The sequence below is a fragment of the Rhodococcus sp. 05-2255-3B1 genome (assembly GCF_002258545.1).
Lineage (GTDB): Bacteria > Actinomycetota > Actinomycetes > Mycobacteriales > Mycobacteriaceae > Rhodococcoides.
Window position 1 is genome coordinate 181,586 of the sequence record NZ_NOZC01000031.1, and the last position, 22,552, is coordinate 204,137.

General features: G+C 66.2%; 24 protein-coding genes. 12 read left to right on the top strand and 12 right to left on the bottom strand.

Annotated elements, in window-relative coordinates; translation table 11 throughout:
* Window positions 1-7: 7 nt before the first annotated feature.
* Entirely contained in the window at window positions 8-862 is an 855-nt protein-coding gene (locus CH249_RS18225; protein WP_032394133.1) for a phosphatidylcholine/phosphatidylserine synthase, read from the top strand.
* A gap of 58 nt (window positions 863-920) precedes the next feature.
* Entirely contained in the window at window positions 921-3,098 is a 2,178-nt protein-coding gene (locus CH249_RS18230) for an AAA family ATPase (protein ID WP_094681945.1), read from the top strand.
* A gap of 53 nt (window positions 3,099-3,151) precedes the next feature.
* Here the strand turns inward: CH249_RS18230 and CH249_RS18235 are convergent, their stop codons facing one another.
* Window positions 3,152-3,904, bottom strand: a complete 753-nt coding sequence (locus tag CH249_RS18235; protein ID WP_094681946.1) for an isocitrate lyase/phosphoenolpyruvate mutase family protein — start codon at window positions 3,902-3,904, stop codon at window positions 3,152-3,154.
* Between the two features lie 62 nt (window positions 3,905-3,966).
* Window positions 3,967-4,377, bottom strand: a complete 411-nt coding sequence (locus CH249_RS18240) for an NUDIX domain-containing protein (RefSeq protein ID WP_329955499.1) — start codon at window positions 4,375-4,377, stop codon at window positions 3,967-3,969.
* Window positions 4,378-4,612: 235 nt separating this feature from the next.
* Between CH249_RS18240 and CH249_RS18245 the strand changes: the two genes are divergently transcribed.
* Genes CH249_RS18245 through mnhG form a run of 6 tightly spaced genes read left to right on the top strand, consistent with a single transcriptional unit; the run spans window position 4,613 to window position 10,981 of the window.
* Window positions 4,613-7,462, top strand: coding sequence for a Na+/H+ antiporter subunit A (locus tag CH249_RS18245; protein ID WP_094681947.1), 2,850 nt, complete (start codon window positions 4,613-4,615; stop codon window positions 7,460-7,462).
* On the top strand, window positions 7,459-8,082 hold the full coding sequence (locus tag CH249_RS18250) for a Na(+)/H(+) antiporter subunit C (RefSeq protein WP_032393775.1): 624 nt from the start codon (window positions 7,459-7,461) through the stop codon (window positions 8,080-8,082). The genes CH249_RS18245 and CH249_RS18250 overlap by 4 nt, the downstream gene beginning before the upstream one ends.
* Window positions 8,079-9,722, top strand: coding sequence for a Na+/H+ antiporter subunit D (locus CH249_RS18255; RefSeq protein ID WP_032393774.1), 1,644 nt, complete (start codon window positions 8,079-8,081; stop codon window positions 9,720-9,722). The genes CH249_RS18250 and CH249_RS18255 overlap by 4 nt, the downstream gene beginning before the upstream one ends.
* A 2-nt stretch (window positions 9,723-9,724) precedes the next feature.
* Window positions 9,725-10,366 (top strand): Na+/H+ antiporter subunit E, encoded by a 642-nt coding sequence (locus CH249_RS18260; protein ID WP_373453493.1) that lies wholly within the window; start codon window positions 9,725-9,727, stop codon window positions 10,364-10,366.
* Window positions 10,363-10,620 carry a monovalent cation/H+ antiporter complex subunit F gene (locus CH249_RS18265; protein ID WP_032393772.1) on the top strand — a complete coding sequence of 86 codons (258 nt, stop codon included), beginning with the start codon at window positions 10,363-10,365 and terminating at the stop codon, window positions 10,618-10,620. Before CH249_RS18260 ends, CH249_RS18265 begins: the two co-directional genes overlap by 4 nt.
* Window positions 10,621-10,639: 19 nt before the next feature.
* Entirely contained in the window at window positions 10,640-10,981 is a 342-nt protein-coding gene (gene mnhG / locus CH249_RS18270; RefSeq protein ID WP_032393771.1) for a monovalent cation/H(+) antiporter subunit G, read from the top strand.
* A gap of 9 nt (window positions 10,982-10,990) precedes the next feature.
* Here the strand turns inward: mnhG and CH249_RS18275 are convergent, their stop codons facing one another.
* The 4 genes from CH249_RS18275 to CH249_RS18290 all read right to left on the bottom strand — a co-directional run bounded on the left by CH249_RS18275 (window position 10,991) and on the right by CH249_RS18290 (window position 13,877).
* Window positions 10,991-12,121, bottom strand: a complete 1,131-nt coding sequence (locus CH249_RS18275) for a glutamate--cysteine ligase (protein WP_230596607.1) — start codon at window positions 12,119-12,121, stop codon at window positions 10,991-10,993.
* 1 nt (window position 12,122) lies between these two features.
* Complete coding sequence (locus tag CH249_RS18280; RefSeq protein ID WP_045198742.1) at window positions 12,123-12,833, bottom strand: superoxide dismutase family protein; 711 nt, start codon at window positions 12,831-12,833, stop codon at window positions 12,123-12,125.
* 113 nt (window positions 12,834-12,946) lie between these two features.
* Window positions 12,947-13,480, bottom strand: coding sequence for a LytR C-terminal domain-containing protein (locus CH249_RS18285; protein WP_256988366.1), 534 nt, complete (start codon window positions 13,478-13,480; stop codon window positions 12,947-12,949).
* A gap of 58 nt (window positions 13,481-13,538) precedes the next feature.
* Complete coding sequence (locus CH249_RS18290) at window positions 13,539-13,877, bottom strand: DUF3263 domain-containing protein (RefSeq protein ID WP_032393769.1); 339 nt, start codon at window positions 13,875-13,877, stop codon at window positions 13,539-13,541.
* A gap of 262 nt (window positions 13,878-14,139) precedes the next feature.
* On the opposite strand from CH249_RS18290, the gene CH249_RS18295 reads away from it, so the two are divergent.
* Genes CH249_RS18295 through CH249_RS18305 form a run of 3 tightly spaced genes read left to right on the top strand, consistent with a single transcriptional unit; the run spans window position 14,140 to window position 16,522 of the window.
* On the top strand, window positions 14,140-14,742 hold the full coding sequence (locus CH249_RS18295; protein ID WP_032393768.1) for a peptide deformylase: 603 nt from the start codon (window positions 14,140-14,142) through the stop codon (window positions 14,740-14,742).
* 23 nt (window positions 14,743-14,765) lie between these two features.
* Window positions 14,766-15,710 carry a GNAT family N-acetyltransferase gene (locus CH249_RS18300; protein ID WP_179273082.1) on the top strand — a complete coding sequence of 315 codons (945 nt, stop codon included), beginning with the start codon at window positions 14,766-14,768 and terminating at the stop codon, window positions 15,708-15,710.
* 11 nt (window positions 15,711-15,721) lie between these two features.
* Window positions 15,722-16,522, top strand: coding sequence for an exodeoxyribonuclease III (locus CH249_RS18305; RefSeq protein WP_094646806.1), 801 nt, complete (start codon window positions 15,722-15,724; stop codon window positions 16,520-16,522).
* 16 nt (window positions 16,523-16,538) lie between these two features.
* Here the strand turns inward: CH249_RS18305 and CH249_RS18310 are convergent, their stop codons facing one another.
* Window positions 16,539-16,892, bottom strand: a complete 354-nt coding sequence (locus CH249_RS18310) for a GNAT family N-acetyltransferase (RefSeq protein ID WP_094682000.1) — start codon at window positions 16,890-16,892, stop codon at window positions 16,539-16,541.
* A gap of 119 nt (window positions 16,893-17,011) precedes the next feature.
* On the bottom strand, window positions 17,012-17,338 hold the full coding sequence (locus CH249_RS18315; RefSeq protein WP_032393766.1) for a GNAT family N-acetyltransferase: 327 nt from the start codon (window positions 17,336-17,338) through the stop codon (window positions 17,012-17,014).
* A gap of 292 nt (window positions 17,339-17,630) precedes the next feature.
* Here CH249_RS18315 and thiD point away from each other — a divergent pair, with 292 nt between their 5' ends.
* Window positions 17,631-18,485, top strand: a complete 855-nt coding sequence (gene thiD, locus CH249_RS18320; protein WP_094646804.1) for a bifunctional hydroxymethylpyrimidine kinase/phosphomethylpyrimidine kinase — start codon at window positions 17,631-17,633, stop codon at window positions 18,483-18,485.
* Here the strand turns inward: thiD and CH249_RS18325 are convergent.
* Genes CH249_RS18325 through CH249_RS18340 form a run of 4 tightly spaced genes read right to left on the bottom strand, consistent with a single transcriptional unit; the run spans window position 18,447 to window position 22,522 of the window.
* The gene (locus CH249_RS18325) at window positions 18,447-19,268 is read right to left on the bottom strand and encodes an adenylate/guanylate cyclase domain-containing protein (RefSeq protein ID WP_094681950.1); all 822 of its coding nucleotides are present in this window, start codon (window positions 19,266-19,268) and stop codon (window positions 18,447-18,449) included. The genes thiD and CH249_RS18325 overlap by 39 nt on opposite strands.
* A 37-nt stretch (window positions 19,269-19,305) precedes the next feature.
* Complete coding sequence (locus tag CH249_RS18330; RefSeq protein WP_045198733.1) at window positions 19,306-20,763, bottom strand: M28 family peptidase; 1,458 nt, start codon at window positions 20,761-20,763, stop codon at window positions 19,306-19,308.
* A 26-nt stretch (window positions 20,764-20,789) separates the two neighbouring features.
* The gene (locus tag CH249_RS18335; protein WP_045198732.1) at window positions 20,790-21,560 is read right to left on the bottom strand and encodes an ABC transporter permease; all 771 of its coding nucleotides are present in this window, start codon (window positions 21,558-21,560) and stop codon (window positions 20,790-20,792) included.
* Complete coding sequence (locus tag CH249_RS18340) at window positions 21,560-22,522, bottom strand: ABC transporter ATP-binding protein (protein WP_032393761.1); 963 nt, start codon at window positions 22,520-22,522, stop codon at window positions 21,560-21,562. Before CH249_RS18340 ends, CH249_RS18335 begins: the two co-directional genes overlap by 1 nt.
* Between the last annotated feature and the right edge of the window lie 30 nt (window positions 22,523-22,552).

Consider the following 22,552-nt stretch of genomic DNA (forward strand, 5'->3'; position numbering starts at 1 on the left):
AACCGACATGATCACCAGACGCGCCAAGCCGCCTGCTGCCATTCGTCTGCTCCCATCCGTCGTCACGATTCTCGCGCTGTGCTCGGGCCTGTCCGCGGTCAAGTTCGCCCTCGACGGGCAGCTCGGCACTGCGCTCGCCATGATCGGTGCCGCTGCGATACTCGACGCGTTGGACGGCCGCATCGCTCGACTGCTCGACGCCACCAGCAAGATCGGTGCCGAACTGGACTCGCTGTCCGACGCCATCTCGTTCGGTGTGGCCCCGGCTCTGGTGCTGTACGTGACACTGCTCGAGGGCAGCAGCGGCGGCTGGATCGTCGCACTGGTCTACGCCGTGAGCATCGTGCTCCGTCTCGCGCGCTTCAACACTCTGCTCGACGAGGACGACACGCCTGCCTACGCCCGCGAGTACTTCACCGGAGTTCCCGCTCCCGCCGGAGCGCTCATCGCCATGGCACCGATCGCGGGCTTCGAGCAATTCGGCGACGGTTGGTGGGCCTCGTTCTACGTCGTCGCCGGGTGGTCGATCCTCACCGCCGGTCTGATCGTCAGCCGCATCCCCACGTTGGCGCTCAAGACGGTCTCGGTGCCGCCGCGGCTCGCCGCGATCCTGCTGGTGCTCGTCGCGCTGCTCGCCGCCGCGCTCATCACCTTCCCGCTGATCCTGCTGATGGGCTTGGTGCTGGCCTACCTGGTGCACATCCCGTTCGCGGTGCGCTCGCAACGCTGGACTGCCGCGCGCCCGTACACCTGGGACGCCAAGCCGGCCGAGCGCCGCGCAGAGCGTCGGGCCATCCGACGCGCACCGGGCAACAATCGTCGGTCGCAGGCTCGTCTGGGACTGCGTCGACCTCGCAGCTAGTGTCTCGCCGCTACTGCAGGGAGTGGAGCCTGCGGAATGACCCCAGTAGGTTGGGTGTGTGACCGAATCTCGCTCGACGACGCCTGAGCTCGTTCTCACCGCCCGCCTCAACACCTCGGCCGCCGATGCCCGACGCGGCGTCGTGCGCCTGCATCCGGAAGTTCTCGCGGCGCTGGGCCTGCGAGAGTGGGATGCCGTGTCGCTCATCGGTTCTCGTCGCACGGCCGCCGTCGTCGCGGCGGCACCCGACGGATCACCCCAGGGCACCGCACTTCTGGACGACGTCACGCTCTCCAACACCGGCCTTCGCGAAAATGCTTCTGTCGCAGTCGGACCCGTCACCGTCTACGGAGCCAGGACCGTCGCGGTGACAGGCTCCGCGCTCGCCACCGGTTCCATCTCCGACGCCACCCTGCGCCAGGCTTTGCTGGGCAAGGTGCTGACGGTGGGCGACACGGTCTCGCTCCTCCCCCGCGATCTCGGACCCGGCACCTCGACCACATCGGCGACGCAGGCGCTGTCGAGAACGTTCGGGGTTGCGTGGACGACCGAGCTGTTGACGGTCTCGGCCGTCGACCCGTCGGGTGGGCCGGTGAGTGTGCAGCCCAATTCGGCGGTCGGGTGGGGCTCGGGCACCGTCACCGCTGCACAGCCGCAGGCCGCGTCGCGTCCCACGCCGAAGTCCGCAGCACCGCCGGTGAGCGTGGCGGATCTGGTGGGAGTGAGCGTCCAACAGTCGAAACTCACCGAGTGGCTACGGCTGGCGTTGGACGAGTCGGAGTTGTTGGCGACGTTGGGCGCATCGCCGCATCTGGGAGTGTTGATCACCGGACCGGGCGGGGTCGGTAAGGCGACGTTGGCGCGCGCGGTCATCGGAGAACGCGCATGCGTCGTGCTGGACGGACCGTCGATCGGCGCGCTCGAGGCCTCGGCTCGGGTCGATCGGGTCACCGCGGCGGTCGACGAACTCGCCGGCTCCGGGGTTCTGCTGATCACCGACGTCGACGCGTTGCTGCCCTCCGTTCCCGAGCCGGCGTCCACGTTCGTCCTGGACGTATTGCGCCGGGCCGTCGACACTCCCGGTCTTGCCCTGATCGCGACGACGGCTCATCCGGAGGCAACAGATCCCCGGCTGCGCGGTCAGGACCTGTGCGATCGGGAGCTCACCATCACCCTGCCCGACGCGTCGGGCCGCAAGGGATTGTTGGAGCATCTGCTACGCAAGGTTCCGCAGGGCGACGTCGATCTGACCGAGATAGCTTCACGGACACCGGGTTTCGTGGTCGCCGATCTGGCTGCACTGACGCGGGAGGCGGCACTGCGGGCGGCGGCTCGCGCATCGAACGATTCGGCCGCGGCCTCGTTGACGCAGGACGATCTGGTGGGCGCTCTTCAGGTGATCCGTCCACTCTCGCGATCGGGTAGCGAAGAACTGGCCATCGGCAGTCTCACGCTCGACGACGTCGGCGACATGGTGGAGACCAAGCAGGCACTCACCGAGGCGGTGCTGTGGCCGCTGCGTCACCCGGATTCGTTCGCGCGCTTGGGAATCGAGCCACCGCGCGGAGTTCTACTGTATGGCCCGCCCGGCTGCGGCAAGACGTTCCTCGTGCGGGCGCTGGCCAGTTCCGGGCAGCTCAGCGTGCACTCGGTCAAGGGCGCGGAACTGATGGACAAGTGGGTGGGATCCTCGGAAAAGGCTGTGCGAGAACTGTTTCAGCGTGCACGCGATTCCGCTCCCTCGCTGATCTTCCTGGACGAGGTGGACGCGCTCGTCCCCCGACGCGGCCAGAGCTCGGATTCCGGCGTCGGCGACCGGGTGGTCGCGGCGCTGCTGACCGAGCTCGACGGCGTCGAACCGTTGCGCGACGTCGTCGTGCTCGGGGCGACCAACCGACCCGATCTGATCGATCCCGCCCTGTTGCGCCCCGGCCGCCTCGAGCGCCTGGTGTTCGTGCCGCCGCCGGATTCCGATGCGCGCGTTGACATCCTGAAGGCGTCGGGCAAATCGATCCCGCTCGCCGAGGACGTGGATCTGGAGTCGCTGGCGCGCGATCTCGACGGCTACTCCGCGGCCGACTGCGCAGCCTTGCTGCGTGAGGCCGCGTTGACGGCGATGCGTCGGTCGATGGATGCGGCCGACGTCACCGCCGCCGATGTCGCCACTGCTCGGGCGACGGTGAAGCCGTCACTCGATCCCGAGCAGGTGGCGCATCTGCGGGCCTACGGGTCGTGAACGGAAACTCGTAGCAGGCTACGAAGTTCTGCTCACCTGCGGCGAAGCCGCTCTCACTTCCAGCGGCCGCGGATCTCCTCTGCCCGCTTGGCCAACTCCATCTGGAAGATCGGTCCGAAGCTGATGCGACCGACACCGAGGGATGCGAAGTGCGACAGATCGCCTTCGGCCGGGTTGGCGATGGCGTTGATGGGCAGCGGGAGTTCCTCGGCGAGACGCTTGTAGTCGGCGTCGTTGTGGAATCCGACGGGGTAGAGCGAATCGGCTCCGGCCGCGGCAGCCAGCTTCAGGCGCGCGATGGCGCGGTCGACGCGGTCGCTCTCGTCGCCGATCGCCTTGACGAACAGGTCGGTGCGGGCGTTGATGACCACGTGTACGTCGGTGGCGTCGGACGCCGCGCGCAGTGCTCCGACGAAGTCGGCGTGTTCCTGCGCTTCGCGCAGGCGTCCGCCTTCGCTGTGCACGGTGTCCTCGATGTTGAGGCCGACGGCTCCGACGGAGATGAGGCCGTCGATCAGTCGCTTGGGGTCCTCGCCGTAGCCGGCTTCGATGTCGACCGACAGCGGCACGTCGACGGCGGCGGAGATCTGCGAGATGCGGGCGAGCAGTTCGTCGAAGGTCATGCCTTCGTTGTCGGGCTTGCCGATGGAGTCGGCGACGGGGTGGCTTCCGACGGTCAGCGCGGTGAAGCCTGCGGACACGGCCAGATTGGCGGACCAGGCGTCCCACACGGTCGGCAGTACGACCGGGTTTCCGGGCTTGTGCAGCTCGAGCAGGGTGGTGGCTTTGTCGGACAGGTTCGTCATCGGGACTCCTCAACGGTGGCCGGTGGAGAACGTTCGTTCTCTCGGTTCCCAACGTACCCGCTTCAGTCGATCAAATCGAGCGCTCTCATCCGGTCGAACACCATCAGTGATCCTGGAGCGACGTCCGGCATCGCTGCGTACTCGTCACGGGTGAAGTACCTGATCTCTGCGATCTCGCTGGTCGGCGTCGGCTCGTCGGCCAGATCGGCGAGGAAACACGTGAGCTCGAGTGGGGTGCCCGCCGGGTGCCCCCATGCCTGACACTCGAACACCCCGAGCAGCCGGGCACCCGTCACCGACGCGTCGAGCTCTTCTCTGATCTCCCGATGGAGGGCTTGCTCGGGTGTCTCGCCGGGGTCGATCTTTCCGCCCGCCATGTAGAACGCGGATTTGCCGGCCGATCGCGTCTGGATCATTCGGCGATTCCGGACGTACGCCAGCCCGGCGGTCCGAATGATCCTCGATCCGCTCACGACAACGCGCTCCCCTCGACCGGAGTCACCGCGACCGTTATGTACCGCTTGGCACGCGTCCGACCACGCAAAGTAAAGTGGACATCGACAACTCACGGCTGCCGTTCGGCAACCGGTTCGTACTTCTCAAAGCCTCACATCGAATTTCACACGGACTTCGCACACCCTACTCATCGCCGCCCTACGACCACCGCTCGGTTTGACCGCCGATGCGACCGAGACGACGGAGTGACTTTTGCTCGCCATTCTTCTTGCGCACGCCGCCGCCGCGCTGCTCGCGCCGCTGCTGGTCCGGTGGTGGGGTCGCAATGCCTTTTTCCCCCTCGCGCTCGTACCCCTGCTCAGCCTGATCTGGGTGTTCGGCAACTGGGGAACCGAACAGAAGCTCGACATCGAATGGGTCCCGGGCCTGTCGATGAACATCGACATGCGATTCGATTCGCTCGCCGCCATCATGTCGCTGCTGGTCCTCGGAATCGGTGCCCTGATTCTGCTCTACTGTGCGCGCTACTTCGAGGACGACGAACCTCGGCTCGGGCTGTTCGCCGCCGAGATGGTCGCGTTCTCCGGTGCGATGTTCGGCCTCATCACCAGCGACAACATGCTGGTGCTCTACATCTTCTGGGAAATCACGACGGTCCTGTCGTTCCTGCTCGTCGGTCACTACGCCGAGCGTGCCTCGAGCAGACGCGCAGCCACTCAGGCGCTGCTCGTCACCACCGCGGGTGGCCTGGCGATGCTGGTGGGCATCATCATCCTCGGCCAGGTCTCCGGTACCTACAACCTCTCCGAGCTGGTCGCGAACGCGCCGGGCGGATGGTTGCCCGGTGTCGCGATCGTGCTGGTCCTGATCGGTGCACTGAGCAAGTCGGCCATCGTGCCACTGCACTTCTGGCTGCCAGGAGCCATGGCCGCACCGACCCCGGTGAGCGGCTACCTCCATGCCGCCGCGATGGTCAAAGCAGGCATCTACCTCGTGGCACGCCTGGCCCCCGGGTTCGCCGATTCCGGCCCGTGGCGCGCCACCGTGATCAGCCTCGGACTGCTGTCGATGATCCTGGCCGGTTGGCGAGCGCTGCGGGCATTCGACCTCAAGCTGATCCTCGCGTTCGGAACCGTCAGTCAGCTCGGCTTTCTCATGGTGTTGGTCGGCATCGGTTCGGAGAAGGCGATGCTCGCCGGCCTGACGATGGTGATCGCACACGCGATGTTCAAAGCGGCGCTGTTCATGGTCGTGGGCATCGTCGATCACACCACCGGTACCCGCGACATCCGCAAGCTCGCCCACCTGGGCAAGAAGGCTCCCTGGCTCGCCGCGATAGCGGCGCTGGCCGCGGCCAGCATGGCCGGACTCCCGCCGATGCTCGGGTTCGTCGGCAAGGAGACTGCGTTGTCGGCCGTGATCAGCACGCCGACGCTCGATCCCGTCGTCGCGGCCGTCGTCGTCGCGGGCCTGGTGATCGGCTCGATTCTCACGGTCACCTACAGCATCCGATTCGTCTGGGGCGCATTCGCACGCAAGCAGCTCAAGCGTCCGAGTCCGTCGGTCAGGGCGATGCATGCACCGTCCGCACTGTTCCTGGCTGCACCTGCTTTCCTGGCGGTTCTCGGCGTGATCGCCGGATTCGGATCCTCGATCGTCGACCGCATCGTCAGTCCCTACGCCCGCACCCTCCCGTCGTACGGCCAGGAGCCCTACCACCTGGCCCTCTGGCACGGATTCAACCTTCCGCTCGCGCTGACGGTCGTCGTCGTCACCGGCGGTGTCGGGCTGTTCATCGCCCACCGGGTCGTCAACCGGCTCAAGTTCGAGCATCCCCCGCTCGGCAATGCAGACCGAATCTACGACAACGTGCTCAAGTACATGGATGCCCTGTCCATCCGCCTGACCGGCACCACCCAGCGCGGTTCGCTCCCCCTCACCCAGGGCACGATCCTGCTGACTCTGGTGCTGCTGCCGATGATCGTGTTGCTCGTCGGCCAGGACTCCGGCCTGGACTACACCCTGTGGAACACCCCGTTGCAGCTGGTCATCGGCGTGATCATGATCGCCGGTGGCCTCGGGGCCACGGTGATGCGCAACCGCCTGGCCAGCGTCATCCTCGTCGGTCTCACCGGCTACGGCTGCGGCGTCATCTTCGCCATTCACGGCGCACCGGATCTGGCACTGACCCAGTTCCTCGTCGAGACTCTCACCCTCGTCGTGTTCGTGTTGGTGCTGCGCAAGCTGCCGGCCGAGGTCGACGATCGCGGCTCGGCCGGTTCGCGCGGCCCCCGCGCCGTGCTGGCCGTCGCCGTCGGAGCGACCGTCAGTGTGCTGGGCGCATTCGCGATGAACGCCCGAAACACCGCCCCGGTGTCGCTGCTCCTGCCGGACGCCGCCTACGACCTGGGCGACGGCAAGAACGTCATCAACGTCATCCTCGTAGACATCCGCGCCTGGGACACCCTCGGCGAGATCTGTGTTCTGCTCGTCGCGGCGACGGGCGTGGCCAGCCTGGTCTTCCGCAACCGCCGGTTCGGCAGCGCTCCGCGGGTGTCCGACGCCCCCGCATCGTCCTCGGATGCGAATTTCGCCGCGGAGACGACGTGGTTGCTCGGCGGCGATCTGATCGATCCGCGACATCGCTCGTTGATTCTCGAGGTCACGACGCGATTGATCTTCCCGACGATCATGGTGCTCTCGATCTACTTCTTCTTCTCCGGCCACAACGCCCCCGGCGGCGGTTTCGCCGGTGGCCTCACCGCCGGACTCGCGCTGGTGCTGCGGTACCTGGCGGGTGGGCGCTACGAGCTCGGCGAGGCAGTGCCGATCGACGCCGGCAAGATCCTCGGTCTCGGGTTGATCTTCGCGGCCGGTACCGCGGTGGCGTCGATGTTCCTCGGAGCGCCTGCGTTGTCCTCGGCCACGTTGGAGGTGACGTTGCCGATTCTCGGCGACATCAAGTTGGTCACCGCATTGTTCTTCGACCTCGGTGTGTATCTCATCGTGGTCGGGTTGGTACTCGACGTGCTCCGTAGTCTCGGTGCCCGTCTCGACGCACAGGTGGAAATGCAGAGCCAAGGCCGAGTGAGCGCCCCATGACCGCAGATCTCGGAATGCTGATCATCACCGGTGTTCTCGTCGCATCGGGTGTGTATCTACTGCTCGAACGCAGCATCACCAAGATGCTGCTCGGGCTGCTGTTGTTCGGCAACGGCGTCAATCTGCTGTTGCTGACCGTCGGCGGGCCCGCGGGGGCACCCCCCATCGTGGGTCGCGACAACGCCGTCAATCAGGAGATGGCCGATCCCCTGGCCCAGGCGGTGATCCTGACGGCGATCGTCATCACGATGGGTATCGCCGCGTTCGTCCTGGCGCTGGCGTATCGGTCGTTCACTCTCAACACCAAGGACGACGTGGAGAACGACCCCGAGGACACCAAGGTCTCCCGGCGTCGCTCGATGGCCGAGGCCCCCGACCGCGACCGCTCGGACGACCCGGTGACGGGCGAGCCGAGCTTCGGGGGCGACGCGTTCGACTCGAAGGGCAACCCGATTCCGATCGAACAACTCGTCAATCGCGAGGACCTCGAATGCTACGAGGACCTGCACGACGGTGATTTCGACAACGACGACGACGATCCGCAGGTGCGCGGGCTCGACGGAATCGACACAGCCGAGAAGGACGACAGCAGGCCACAGAAGAAGGGAGACGACCAGTGACGATCTCCCCAGGAGTGATCGACGTTCTGACTCCGCTGCCGGTACTGATTCCGATGTTGGCGGCGGCGCTGACTCTGGTGCTGGGTCGACGTCCTCGCGCTCAGCGTTTCATCACCCTCGTCGCGCTGACCGCTGTGGTCGCCATCTCGTCGGTGATGCTCTACCTCGCCGATCGCGACGGCACCAGCGCACTGCAGGTCGGCGGCTGGGACTCCCCGCTCGGCATCTCCCTCGTGGTGGACCGCCTGTCGGCGATGATGCTCGTCGTCTCGTCGATAGTCCTGCTGGCCGTCATGGTCTACTCGATCGGTCAGGGCATCCGCGACGGCAGCGAGAACCAGCCCGTCTCGATCTTCCTGCCGACCTACCTCGCGTTGACCGCAGGTGTCTGCAACGCGTTCCTCGCAGGGGACCTTTTCAATCTGTTCGTCGGCTTCGAGGTGTTGCTCGCGGCGTCGTTCGTGCTGCTGACCCTCGGCGCGAGTGCGGACCGGGTACGCGCGGGCGTGTCGTACGTGATGGTGTCGATGGTGTCCTCGCTGATCTTCCTGATCGGCATCGCGCTGGTGTACGGCGCAACCGGAACGCTGAACCTGGCCCACATCGCGGTACGGATGGACGACATCAACCCAGGAACGAGGACCGCGATCTTCGCCGTCCTGCTGGTCGCGTTCGGCATCAAGGCCGCGGTGTTCCCACTCTCGACGTGGCTGCCCGACTCCTACCCCACCGCCCCGGCACCGGTCACCGCCGTGTTCGCCGGCCTGCTGACGAAAGTCGGTGTGTACGCGATCATTCGCGCCCACACCCTGCTGTTCCCCGACGGCTCGCTCGACAACGTACTGATGGTCTGTGGCCTGCTGACGATGCTCGTCGGCATCCTCGGTTCCATCGCACAGAGCGACATCAAACGACTGCTCTCGTTCACCCTCGTCAGTCATATCGGCTACATGATCTTCGGCGTCGCACTGTCGACGCAATCGGGACTGTCCGGCTCGATCTACTACGTCGCCCACCACATTCTGGTGCAGACGACACTGTTCCTCGTCGTCGGTCTCATCGAGCGTCAGGCCGGCTCGTCGTCTCTTCGACGCCTCGGCGGTCTGGCTGCGGCCAGCCCGGTGCTGGCGATCGTGTTCCTGGTGCCGGCCCTCAATCTCGGTGGCATTCCGCCGTTCTCGGGCTTCATCGGCAAGGTCGCACTGCTGCAGGCCGGTAGCGAGCAGGGCAGCGTGTTGGCCTGGTTGCTCGTCGCGGGCGGAACGGTCACCAGCTTGCTGACGCTGTACGTCGTCGCCCGTGTCTGGACCAAAGCGTTCTGGCGTGCTCGCGCCGACGCCCCCGAGGGCGACCTGGCGGACAACAGCCCGTCCGCGCTGCTCGACGACTCCTCGGACATCGCGTTCGGTGATCGCGAGGACGTGGGCCGGATGCCGGCCTTCATGCTGATCCCGACGATCGGGCTCGTTGCCGTCGGCTTGGCCATGACGGTGTTCGCGGGCCCCATCATCGACATCAGTGATCGCGCCGCGGCCGACCTTCGTGATCGATCGGTGTACATCGATGCGGTGCGCGGAGCGGAATTCGTCGGAGATCAGGCCGCCGAGCAGGCTCGCGGAGACGAGGAAGGCACTCGATGAAGATGAACCGCTCCCTTCTGCTACGCGTGTGGACTCTCGCGTGGTTGACCGCCATCTGGGTTCTGTTGTGGGGCAACGTCTCTGCCGCGAACATCCTCGGTGGCATCGCGGTGGGACTGCTCATCATGGTGCTGCTGCCGTTGCCTCGCGTTCCCGTCGAGGGCCGCATCCACGTGTTCTCACTCGTCAAGCTGGCCGTCGTATTTCTCTACTACGCAATGGAATCGAGCTTCAGCGTGGCCTGGCTGGCCATCCGGCCCAAGGCTCCACCGGTCACCGGGGTGCTGCGCTGCCGTATCGCGATCAAGTCCGATCTGGTGCTCACCCTGTTCGTCGACGCGATGAATCTCGTGCCCGGCACCATGGTGCTCGAAATCGACCGGACCAGACGCCTGCTCTACGTGCACGTGTTGGACATGGGCACCCAGAAGGCCGTCGACGGTTTCTACGCCTACGTACGAAACATGGAGAAGCTCTTCATCGCCGCGTTCGAGCGAGACTCCGACTGGAAGCCGAGCCCGTTGCACTTCCAGGAGTACCAGCAGTACCACGGAGTGCTCGGCGACGATCCGATCCCGGTCGATTCGGACGCGCCTCGGGACGACAAGAAGACCGACGACAAGAGGAAGGGGGACTGGTCGTGACCGTCGTACTGGCGATTGCCGGAGCCCTCCTGATCGGTGCCGCGATTCTCACCGCGTACCGATTGCTCGACGGACCGAGCACGCTCGACCGTCTCGTCGCGATGGACACGATCCTCGCCGTCTCGATGTGCGGTCTCGGCGTGTGGGCCGTGTACAGCCGCGACACCACCCTCGTACCGGCCATCGTCGCGCTGTCACTGGTCAGCTTCGTCGGGTCGGTCAGCATCGCACGATTCAGGGTGAGGGACGAATGAACAACACTGTGAGGGACGAATGAGCACCGTAGCCCAGGTCATTTCTTCCGTCTTCATCCTGTTCGGAGCCCTGCTCGCCTTCACCGCGGCGGTGGGCATCGTGCGCTTTCCCGACACCCTCTCGCGGATGCACGCGGCCACCAAGCCACAGGTGGTCGGGCTGATCATGGTTCTGATCGGGGCCATCATCAGCCTGCGCGGCAACGTAGACATCTGGATGCTGGTGCTGGTGGGCATCTTCACCCTGGTCACCGCTCCGGTCATCGCGCACACGGTCGGCCGCGTCGCCTACCGCGAACAGCGCGGCCGCGACGGACTGCTGATCGTCAACGAGATGGAACCGAACGAATCGGACCAGTAGGCGAGCGGATCAGGATCGGAGGTCGGTGACCAACGATTCGACGACGGCTCGCAGGTCGCCGCCCGATTGCGCGGCCACCGCCCGCTGACGTTGGTACGACGCCCCCCGCCGGGGAATGTCGGCCACTGCTGCCAGTTCGTCGACGCAGTTCAGTCGGACGGCCGTCGGCGTCAGCTTCTCGAGCAGATCGTGCAGATCGTCGGTGACCAGCCGTTCGTTGCTGTCGGAGTCGAGGATGATCTCGGCATCGAGGCCGTACCGCGCGGCCCGCCACTTGTTCTCCTGCACGTGCCACGGCGGTATCGACGGCAGGGTCTCCCCCGCTTCGAGACGTTCGTCGAGATGGACGATGAGGCAGTGTGTCAACGCGACGAGAGCCGCGAGCTCCCGCTTCGTCGACGCCCCGTCGCACACCCGAACCTCGATCGTGCCCCACTTGGGAGCAGGACGGATGTCCCAGTGCATGCCGCCGAGTTGCTCGATGACGCCGGTCTTGAGCTGATCGCGGACGAATCCCTCGAACTGCGACCAGTCCTCGAACTGGAACGGCAGACCGGCCGTCGGCAGCTGCTGGAACATCAACGCCCGATTGCTGGCGTAGCCGGTGTCGTTGCCCGCCCAGATCGGCGAGGACGCCGACAGCGCCAGCAGGTGCGGGTACTGCAGCAGCAGCGAGTTGAGAATGGGAAAGACCTTGTCGGGAGACGACACACCCACGTGCACGTGCACACCCCAGATCAGCATCTGCCGACCCCACCACTGGGTACGAGCGATCAACTCGTCGTAGCTCGGAGAACTGGTGAGCTGCTGGGTGGACCACTCGGCGAACGGATGAGTGCCCGCCGAGAACAGATCGATTCCCAATGGGTCCGCGGCGCGCCGCACCAATTCCAGCGAGCCGCCGAGGTCCTCCATGGCCTCCCCGACGTTCTCGCACACTCCGGTGACGAGTTCGACGGTGTTGCGCAGCAGTTCCTTGGTCACCCGCGGGGTGTCCCCGGCGAGATCGCGGACGCCGTCCATGACCGCCTCGGCGGAGTTGACCAGGTCCCGCGTGTTCTTGTCGACCAGCGCGATCTCCCACTCGACGCCGAGCGTCGGGCGCGGTGAACTCGCGAAGTCGATCCGGGGAGCGTTCAAACTACTGCAGTACCGCGCATGCCGCCCGCGAGCCGGCGTCGCCGGTCATCAGAGTCGTCATGTCCGGCACAGCGGCACCGTCGGGCAGGGTGTATCGCGGCGGGATGTTGGCGAAGTTGTCGGCACCCTCGTGCACGATCACCGAGGTTCCGGCACCGTCCGCACGCAGATCGTCGAGTGTGATCGCGTCGGTGGTGGTGACGAGCATTCCGGTGCCGTCCTCGCCGACCTGGATGGACGTCAGATCACCGCTGGCCGGGTGCTCCGTGCGGCCGTCGACCTGCAGGTGACCACCAGCGGACAGGAACGCGCCCGGATCTCCACCGGTCGGTGCCACGGAGTTCGGCTCGCAGGCGGCGACGGCATGGACGTGGAAGCCGTGGAAGCCGGGGGTCATGCCCTCGACCTCGGCGGTGACGGTGAGCTTGTCGCCCTCGGCCGCGAACGAGACCGTGCCCACCTCGGCACCGCCGGCGTCGCGCAGTGTGCCCTCGATGGTGTCGCCGGAGCCCGACTCGGCCGGGCCGTCACCCGCCACGGCTTCTGCCGACGGATCGGCCTCGCCGGTCCAGACCGGAGGGACGGTTCCGGGGACATCGGACGGAACCTCGCCGTTGCTGCAGGCGGAGAGCCCGAGCGCCGCGATCGCGAGGACCGGGGCCACGTAACGCAACGATCGGGTCGCAGCAGTGCGTCGCTTGAACATGTCCATCGGAAATCGCTCCTCTTTCAGGCAGTTTCGCCGGGCTCGGAAATGATAACGTGCCGACCGATTCAGCCGAATCGGGCACGGAAGTCGATGCTGTGCAACTGGCCGCTGCAGGACTACTGAGTCACGATGACGACGACGCCTGCCGTGGATTCGAGTGAGGTCGGCTTGGGTTCGGCCGGGACTCCGAGCTGCGTGGCGATCGTCTGCGCGGCCTGTTCCTCGCCTGCGGCGGTGCCGTAGTACACCGCGGTCTGAGCGAACTGGGCTTCGCTGAAGTTGCCGGTCTCGGCGACGGTCCATCCCTCGGCGGTCAACGTACTTGCGGTGCCTGCCGCGAGACCGGAGATGTTGGAGTTGTTCAGAACCCGCACCTCGACGTCGGCGGGGGTGCCCGAGGTGGTGGTGGTCGGCGCGCTGCTGGTCGTCGCGTCACCTGCCGGTACCTGAGCCGCCGGAGCCTGTGCGGTGGGTGCTACCGCAGCCGGTGCACTCGTCGTCTCGGCGGCGGGCTCGGCGGCCGAGTTGTCGGAATCGGCACCCGTCAGCGACAACGCGCCGATCGCCGCGAACAGAATCGCGAGCGAGATCAACACCATGGCCAGGGCACGGAGTGGTGGCCCGGTCTGTTCCGGGTTCGGGCTGCTCACGTAGTCGACCCTAGCCGACCGTCGACGGCGACCCAGCACACGGAACTCGAGGACCTGCTCAGACGTCGAACCCGAGTCGACGTGCCGCACGAGCCTTCTGCCGACTCGCACGCAACCGGCGCAGGCGCTTGACCAGCATCGGATCAGCGGCAAGTGCCTCGGGACGATCGACCAACGCGTTCAGGATCTGGTAGTAGCGGGTTGCCGACATGGAGAAGAGTTCCTTGATGGCCTCTTCCTTCGCCCCGGCGTACTTCCACCACTGCCGCTCGAAGGACAGGATGTCGTGCTCTCGTCGACTCAGTCCGTCCGCACCGACCTCGTTCGGATCCTGTGAGCCGTCCGAACTTCCCGGTTGCTGAGACTGGTTCGAGTCACGCGCTGCTGCGCCGTCCATCCCACTCCTCGACTTCTCGACTTCCTCGGGTCTGCAAGATCACCCACCCGGAGAAATCTGCTTCCCCCAGCACTGCCGGCACCCAAAGGAGCACCGACCGAATTACACGGTTGTACTTCGGGGATCATTCAACCACGTTCGACGGCTCGAGCACGGCTCCCGCGAGGTACCGGCGCGTGGCGTGTTCCATGTGCTCGACCACATGCAGCAGGCACTCGGGTCGTTCCGCAGGCTCCACTCCCGCCCACTATCCTTCACAACCATGGCAATTCTTCCCATCCGGATCGTCGGCGATCCGGTGCTGCACACCGCAACCGCACCCGTCACCGAGTCACCCGCCGAGCTGGCCGAGCTGATCGCCGACATGTACGAGACGTTGGCCGCCGCGAACGGCGTCGGTCTCGCCGCGAATCAGGTGGGCGTCGGCAAGCGTCTGTTCATCTACGACTGCCCCGATCAAGGCGAGGACGGCAAGATCTTCCGCCGCCGCGGCGAGGTCGTCAACCCGGTGCTCGAGACGTCGGAGATTCCGGAGACGATGCCCGATCCCGATGACGACGACGAGGGCTGTCTGTCCGTCCCCGGCGAGCAGCACCCCACCGGGCGCGCCGAGTGGGCCAGGGTGACCGGTACGGACGCCAAGGGCGATCCCGTCGACATCGAGGGCCGCGGCTTCTTCGCTCGGATGCTCCAGCACGAGGTGGGTCATCTCGACGGTTTCCTCTACACCGACGTGCTCATCGGACGGCATGCGCGGGCGGCCAAGAAGGCCATCAAGCGCGCCGGGTGGGGCGTGCCCGGACTGAGCTGGACGCCCGGCACGGTGGACGACCCGTTCGGCCACGACGACGAGGACGACGACTGACCGTCCCGGTGGGTACGCGGGTGATGCTTCGCTATCGGTTGCCACCCGGCCACACCCACCCGATGACGGACGTGATCGGTGAACTGGTGTCCAGCGACGCCGGCGCGGTCTCGGTGCGCGGCCGGGACGGCACACTGGTTCAAGTTGCCGCCGACCGAGTCGTGGCATTGAAACCCCTGGGGCCCAGGCCGATTCGAACCTCGGAGATCCGCTCGCTCGAAGCCGCCGCTGCCGACGGCTGGCCGGGCGTCGAGCGGGAAGGGATCGACGGCTGGCAGGTCCGCTTCGGTCTCGGTTTCACCGCCCGCGCCAATTCGGCCGTGCCGCTCGAACCCGGAGCGTCGACGGCACCAGAGACGCTGGCGCGCATCACCACCCGATACGCCGCTCGCGGATTACCGCCGACGCTCGCCCTTCCCGATCGGCTCGGCAGCGCGCCGGCCGGGTGGCGGACCTACAACGAGACTGCCGTCATGGCCGCGGACATCTCGAATCTCGTTCTGCGTGAGGGTGACTCGGCGATCACCGTCAGCTCGGAGCCGTCCCGGCAGTGGTTGAGTTGCCTGTACTACCAGGGACGTGCAGCACCCGCGGGCGCAGCGGAGGTGGTCTCGGCGGTTCGGGGCGGAACCCTTGGTTTCGGGATGATCGGCGCGCGCTCGTCCTCGGCAGCCGCGGTCGGTCGTGCCGCGGTGACCACCGCCCCGGACGGTCGCTGCTGGGTGGGACTGACCTCGCTCTGGGTCTCCCCCGAGCATCGGCGCAACGGGCTCGGCACCCTGATGTGCGGAGAACTGGTGCGCTGGGGACGCGAGCACGGCGCGACGCACGCGTACCTGCAGGTGGCGGTCGAGAACACCCGAGCCGTTGCCCTGTACCGAGACCTCGGCTTCGCCGACCATCATCGCTATCGCTATGCCCGGCCCGAGAGCGCGATGGGTCCGAACCCTGTCGGGGCCGTTCGATAGGGTTCCTCTCCGTGCGCTTGGCTACTTGGAATGTGAACTCCGTCCGCTCTCGTCAGGATCGAATCGTCGACTGGCTGCAGCGATCCGATGTCGATGTCCTGGCGATGCAGGAAACCAAGTGCAAGGACGCACAGTTTCCCTACGAGCGGTTCACCGATATCGGGTACGAGGTGGCCCACGTCGGGCTGAGTCAGTGGAACGGCGTCGCGATCGCATCCCGCGTCGGCCTGGACGACGTGCAGGTCGGGTTCGAGGATCAGCCCGGGTTCAGCAAGGATCCCGAGATCGACCCCGCTCAGGAGGCGCGCGCCATCGGCGCAACGTGCGACGGGGTGCGCGTGTGGAGCCTGTACGTGCCGAACGGCCGCGAACTCGCCGATCCGCACTACACCTACAAGCTCGAGTGGCTCGCTGCGCTGAAGGCCGACGCTCAGGCGTGGGTGGCAGCGGATCCGCAGGCGCAGATCGCACTCGTGGGCGACTGGAACATCGCGCCAACCGACGACGACGTCTGGGATCCGGCTCTGTTCGAGGGCAAGACCCATACCTCGCAGGCCGAGCGCGACGCCTTCACCGCGTTCGGTGACGCCGGCTTCACCGAGGTGACGCGGCAGTTCACCCCCGAGCCCAGGACGTACACCTACTGGGACTACACGCAGTTGCGGTTCCCCAAGAAGCAGGGTCTGCGCATCGATATGGCGTTGACTTCCCCTGCTCTCGCGGCTCGGGTGACCGGTGCGTCGATCGACCGCGAGGAACGCAAGGGCAAGGGGGCCAGCGATCACGCTCCGGTGATCGTGGAGATCGGCTGAGGCCGAGCCCGGTCGACTATTCGGCGATCAGATCCAGGAATTCCTCGTGCTGCGCCAGATAGCGCCGGACGTAGGTGCAGATCGGGACGATGCGCCACTGTCGATCGCGAGCGGTGTTGAGCGAGGCTCGCACCAGCACTCCCGCCCACCCGCGGTCGCCGTATTCCTCTTTGACGACGGTGTGCATGAGTGCGACGACCGGGCCGACGCCGTCGTCGTCACGCTCACCGAAGCGGTACCCGAGAATGCCGACGAGTTCGTCGTCGACGAAGAGATCGAACCTGTAGTGATCGACGTCGTCCTCGATGCGAACGACGGGTCGATCGACCGAGGGAACCGCGTCGGCTCGTCGAGGAAGTATGTGACTCATGTCACTTATGAGATCAGTGTTGTCCATGTGACGCGAGGCGAGTGCCTCGATCGTCGCCGAGTCGTGCCCTGAATGTGACCGGTCCTACCGTGACCGGTCGACAACCCGGGAAAGAAACGTCAGAGCGCGACGAGCATGTCGTTGTACTCCGGGTTGGCCGCGGCGAAGCGCTGCACGTACGTGCAGACGGGCTTGACCTTCCAGCCGTAGGACCGAGCACTGTCGAGCGCGCGGCGCACCAGAATGCCGGCCAGTCCTTGATGACCGAAGTCCTCGGTGACGACCGTGTGCATGAAGGACACGACATGAGTACGCGTCGCGCGCGAGCCGTTTCCTTCGACCTCGTAGAAGCCGACGATCCCGACGAGATCGCCGTTGAGTCGAAGCTCGAACCGGTTCTGGTCTTTGTTGATCGAGACATCAGCGCTAGGAGAACTTGCCAGCATGGGACGCCTCCTTCGCTGTGTGTGGAGTGATGAACGAGTGAAAACGATGTGACGTGCACCACTATTAAACATGCGCACGGTGGGTCTGTCACCTTTTCTACCAACAAACCTTCGGATGCGTAGGTTCGTCCGCCGAACAGGACAACAATGCTGGTACGGATCATAAGTGACCCTGTTCGACGTTGTGATACAACAACATTCAAGGCCAGCCCATATTTTCGCCATCTGCTCGGCAAACCGTGTCGACGGCAGCGACCCCCCGTCTCTCCGCCCGCCGGTACTGTCTTCTCTCGTGAAGTTCCTACCGCTCACGCCCAACGGCGAGACTCCCGTCCGCGCGCTGACCATCGCCGGAACCGACTCCGGCGGCGGAGCCGGAATCCAGGCGGACAGTCGAACGATGGCCTTGCTGGGTGTCCACGCCTGCATCGCCGTCGCTGCGGTCACGGTCCAGAACACCGTCGGCGTGACGGGCTTCCACGAGATTCCGCCGGACGTCGTCGCTGCGCAGGTTCGCTCCGTCGTCTCCGACATCGGGGTCGGCGCAGCGAAGACCGGAATGCTGGCCTCCACCGCGATCATCGAAGCTGTCACGGCCGTGTGCACCGAGGTGGGTATCGGCCGAGATCAGCCGGTTCCCCTGGTCGTCGATCCGGTGTGCGCGTCGATGCACGGTGACCCACTGCTGCACGCGGAAGCCCTCGACGCCATCCGCCACACCCTCTTCCCCATCGCCTCGCTGGTCACCCCCAACCTCGACGAGGTTCGGCTCATCACCGGCATCGACGTGGTCGACGACTCGAGCGCGCACCGCGCCGCGGAGGCCCTGCACGGGTTGGGCGCGCAGTGGGCCCTGGTCAAGGGCGGTCACCTGCGGACGTCGACGCACAGCACCGACCTGCTGTTCGACGGCGACACCTTCCTCGAGTTCACCAGCGAGCGCATCGACACCGGCAACGATCACGGCGGCGGCGATACCCTCGCCGCATCGATCGCGTCGGCGCTGGCACACGGCTATTCCATGCCCGACGCGGTCGCGTTCGGCAAGGAGTGGGTCACCCGCTGTCTGGCTGCGTCCTACGATCTGGGCGCGGGCCACGGACCGGTGTCACCGCTGTGGCGACTGCACGAGTCGGAGGATGCGTAGGTCGTCGGGTGCGCCCTTGATCTTCGGAGCGAAGAAGCTGCGGCGATAGGGCTTGGAGACCACGTGCAAGGCGTCGAGCACCTCAGGCGGGACCGCCTCGAGGGCAGTCGCGGAGATCATCACGTTGCCGTTGCCGCCGGTCTGCATAACCCGGGCGGCGACGGTGACGTCGACGCCCAGCCAGTCCGATCCCACCTGACGCGGGCTACCGGTGTGGATGCCGACGCGCATCGTCGGGGTGTAGCCGTCGACGTCGACGCCCTTCAGTGCCTCTCGGGCCGCGAAGACCGCGTCGACTGCTTTGCCCACGTCGGCGAACACCGCCATGATGCCGTCGCCCAGCCTCTTGACGACGTGGCCGCCGCGGAATGCGACCTCGGGTTCGACGGCCTTGGAGACCTTGCGCAGCAACGTCAGGGTCGCGGTGTCGCCGGCCCGGAGCGACCAGGACGAGAACCCGACGAGGTCGGTGAACACGATGGTGACATCGTGCTCACCGCGGCCTCGGCCTGCGCGTTCGAGGATCGCCTGCCACAGCTGCAGCGCCCCGAGACCCACTTCGCGAGACGCGCCGGGTTCGTCGTCGAGTCCGTTCGCAGCCAGGAACCTGTCGGCGACGCGGGCGACGGCCAGGGCTCGGCCCGGACCGTCGATCGACAGGGGATCGCCGAACGTGGGGTCACCCGGTAGTGCGCGGCGCACACGCCGAACCGCCCCGACCACCGCGGGCGCTCGGTTGGTGGTGCGGACCCACTCCACGACCGAGGAGACGACTGCGTTCACAGCATCGAGCGTAACCCACGGTTACACATACTTTCCCTCACCCTTCGGCGCGCGCGGCCTCGCGCTCGGCACCCACCGGAACCCCGTTGGGGCCCTCCACCGACTGCGCGTAGACGCCGATGCCATAGGCCACGGCCGCACCGTTCTTCGCCAGTGCGGCGCGGTCGACGTTCGCCAGGGTGTCCTGGTCGGTGTGGTAGTTCTCGTCGAACGTCTGATCCGCGGTGCCTCCCCACTTCTCGGCCTGCGCTGCGGTCTTGTTCTCGTCCGCTCCGCTGAACACGCCGCCGGCGGGGATGCCGACCTCGATGAACGGGCCGTAGTCCGAGCGACCGTCGAAATCGGTCCCGTCGACGGCTACGCCCTCCTCGGCCAGTCGCTCGACGAAAGTGCGCTCGATGGCGTCGGATCCGGCCGGTCCGGCGGGCTCACCCACCTGGTCGGAGTCGTCTCCGTCGTAGGCGAGGTATCCGGCGTTGTGCGAGCCGATCATGTCGAAGTTCAAGTACAGCGCGATGTTTCGCTTGTCCTCGTCGGACAGTCCCTCGACGTACTTGGTGGAACCGACGAGTCCGTTCTCCTCGGCACCCCAGAACGCGAAACGCACCGCGTTGGTGATCTCGGGGGCGCTGCCCATCTGCAGTGCGGTCTCGAGGACTGCCGCCGTTCCGGTTCCGTTGTCGTTGATGCCGGGGCCCTCAGGGACGCTGTCGAGATGGGCACCGGTGACCACGACGTTCTCGGTCGAACCGGTGGTGGTCTGCGCAATGATGTTGCGACTGGTGGTCGTTTCGGTTTCGGTGACGAGCGTCAGCGTCACCTCGGGTGCGGCGAGAACGGCCGCGCCGTCCTCCTGGCTGACACCGCCGGTCGGGATCCGCGCGGTGTCGGCGTCGCCGAGCGTGCCCGAATCGAGCGGTCCCGGTTCGTTGTTGACGATGATCGCGGCGGCCGCTCCCAGTTCTGCTGCGACGGTTTGCTTCACGCCGAACGGGCACACTCCGCGCGGCACCACCGCGACGGCTCCGGCCAGGTCGAGGCCGGTGTAATCGGCTGCCTCGCAGCCGTCCGCACCGGCGGGAGCGCCGACAACGCGCGCGGTGATCCCCTCGGCGGTGGTGGTCGGCGAGTAGCTGAGTGCGAACACCGGAATCTCGGTGCCCGCGAGCGACAGGGTTTGGGTCTGCGCCTCGAAGGTCTCGAACTCGAATTCCGGGGTGGTGACCTCGAACCCGGCCGATTCGAGTTGCGAGACAACATAATCGACACTGGCGTCGTAGCCGGCGGTGCCTGCGGCGCGGTTTCCGTCGTGGTCGGCGGCGATTGATTCCAACTGTTCGAGGTGCCCCACCAAGGCCTCCTCGGTGACCGCGGCAGACAGGCCGGGCCCGTCGGGTGTCGCGAAAACTCTGGCCGGTTCCTCGTCCGAGGTGGACGAGCAACCGGCCAGAATCAAGACAGTGACAGCGCTACCTGCAAGTAGGGAAATCCGCATAGCGGACACCCTACCGGCGAGTGGCGTCAGGCGTCCCGACGATTGACGACGAACACCGCTGCCCCGAAGATCACCGCGGTGAACGCGACGAAGTAGATCAGTCCGCCGATCGGGCCCCAGTGGAAGTCGATTCCGCCGTCGGAGCCAAGGAAGTGATTGGCATTGAGGAACGGTAGGAACGGCTGGATCTTCGCCCCGACGTTCGGAATGAGGCCGACGAGATTCTCGATCAGCAGCGGCCACAGCAGCAGGATCGCGATCGCACCGGCCGACTGTCGAACGAGAGCGCCGACGCCGATCGCGAGAACGACCTGCAGGAACGCCAGAATGGCGGTTCCGTACAGAACGCGCCACGTACCGTCCACGTCGAATCCGAGCAACACGCCCGCCTGTTCACCGGCCAGAGCCTTCGCGATGACGAGCCCGAGCACCGCAAGAGCGAACGACAGGACAGCGCCGTATACGCCCACCAACAGCGCCTTAGCGCCCAGAACCGATCCCCTGTTGGTCACCGCCTGGAACGTGGTGCGGATGATCCCGAACCGGTATTCGCTGGTCACGGTCAACGCGGCCAGGATCATCAGCACCATGGCACCGAACGTGCCGACTCCGACTCCGACGACATCGGCGGCGGTTGTGGGCGGAATACCCTCGGGCGCGTCGAGGCTCAGGGCCGACTTCGCAGCCCAACCCAGAATGGCCGCGAACCCGAGACCGAGCACCACGATGATCGCGCTGCACCACCACGGCGACTTGGTCGAGGTGAACTTGATTCTCTCTGCTGCCAAGACGCCCATCAGAGTGCACCGCCCATCGCTTGCTGAGTGTTGGGAGTGTCGGCTCCCGCGCCGTGATACTGCACTGTGTCTCCGGTGAGTTTCATGAATGCTTCCTCGAGCGAGCCTCGCTGGGAGGCCAACTCGTGCAATGTGATTCCGGCTCGGCCGGCGATGTCGCCGATCGCGTCGGTGGTCGAGTTCAGCACCACGAGCGAGGGCTGAAGTTCGTCGGTCCTGTCCGGCTCGCGCACGGTCAGACCGGCCGTGGTCAGCGCCTGCCGCAGACCGTCGAGCTGCGGGCTGCGGACGCGCACCGACGCCTCGGAGGCGTGGTCGATGAATTCCTGCACCGACGAATCGGAGATCAGCTTGCCACGTCCGATGACGATGAGGTGTTCGGCCGTCTGCGCCATCTCCGAGAGCAGGTGGCTCGAGACCAGGACCGTGCGGCCCTCGGCTGCCAAGCGCTGCATGAACTTTCGGATCCAGACGATGCCCTCGGGATCGAGTCCGTTGACCGGCTCGTCGAACAGCAACACCTTGGGGTCACCGAGCAACGCGCCGGCGAGTCCGAGCCGCTGCGACATGCCGAGCGAGAACCCGCCCGCATTCTTCTTCGCGACCTCCGACAGTCCCACCAGCCGCAGCACCTCGTCGACGCGCGACTTGGGGATGCCGTTGGAGGCCGCCATCCACTCGAGATGTGCACGCGCCGAACGGTTCGGGTGCACCCACTTGGCGTCGAGCAGAGCGCCGACGGTACGCAGTGGCTGCTTGAGCTGGCTGTAGTTCTTACCCTCGATGGTCGCCGTTCCCTTGGTGGGGCGGTCGAGGCCGAGGATCATCCGCATGGTCGTCGACTTGCCTGCGCCGTTGGGGCCCAGGAAGCCGGTCACGATGCCGGGTCTGATGGTGAAGGTGAGGTTGTCGACCGCCGTCACCGCGCCGTATTGCTTGGTCAGTCCTGTCACTTCGATCATGGGTACAACTGTCCCCCATCGACAGCGTCC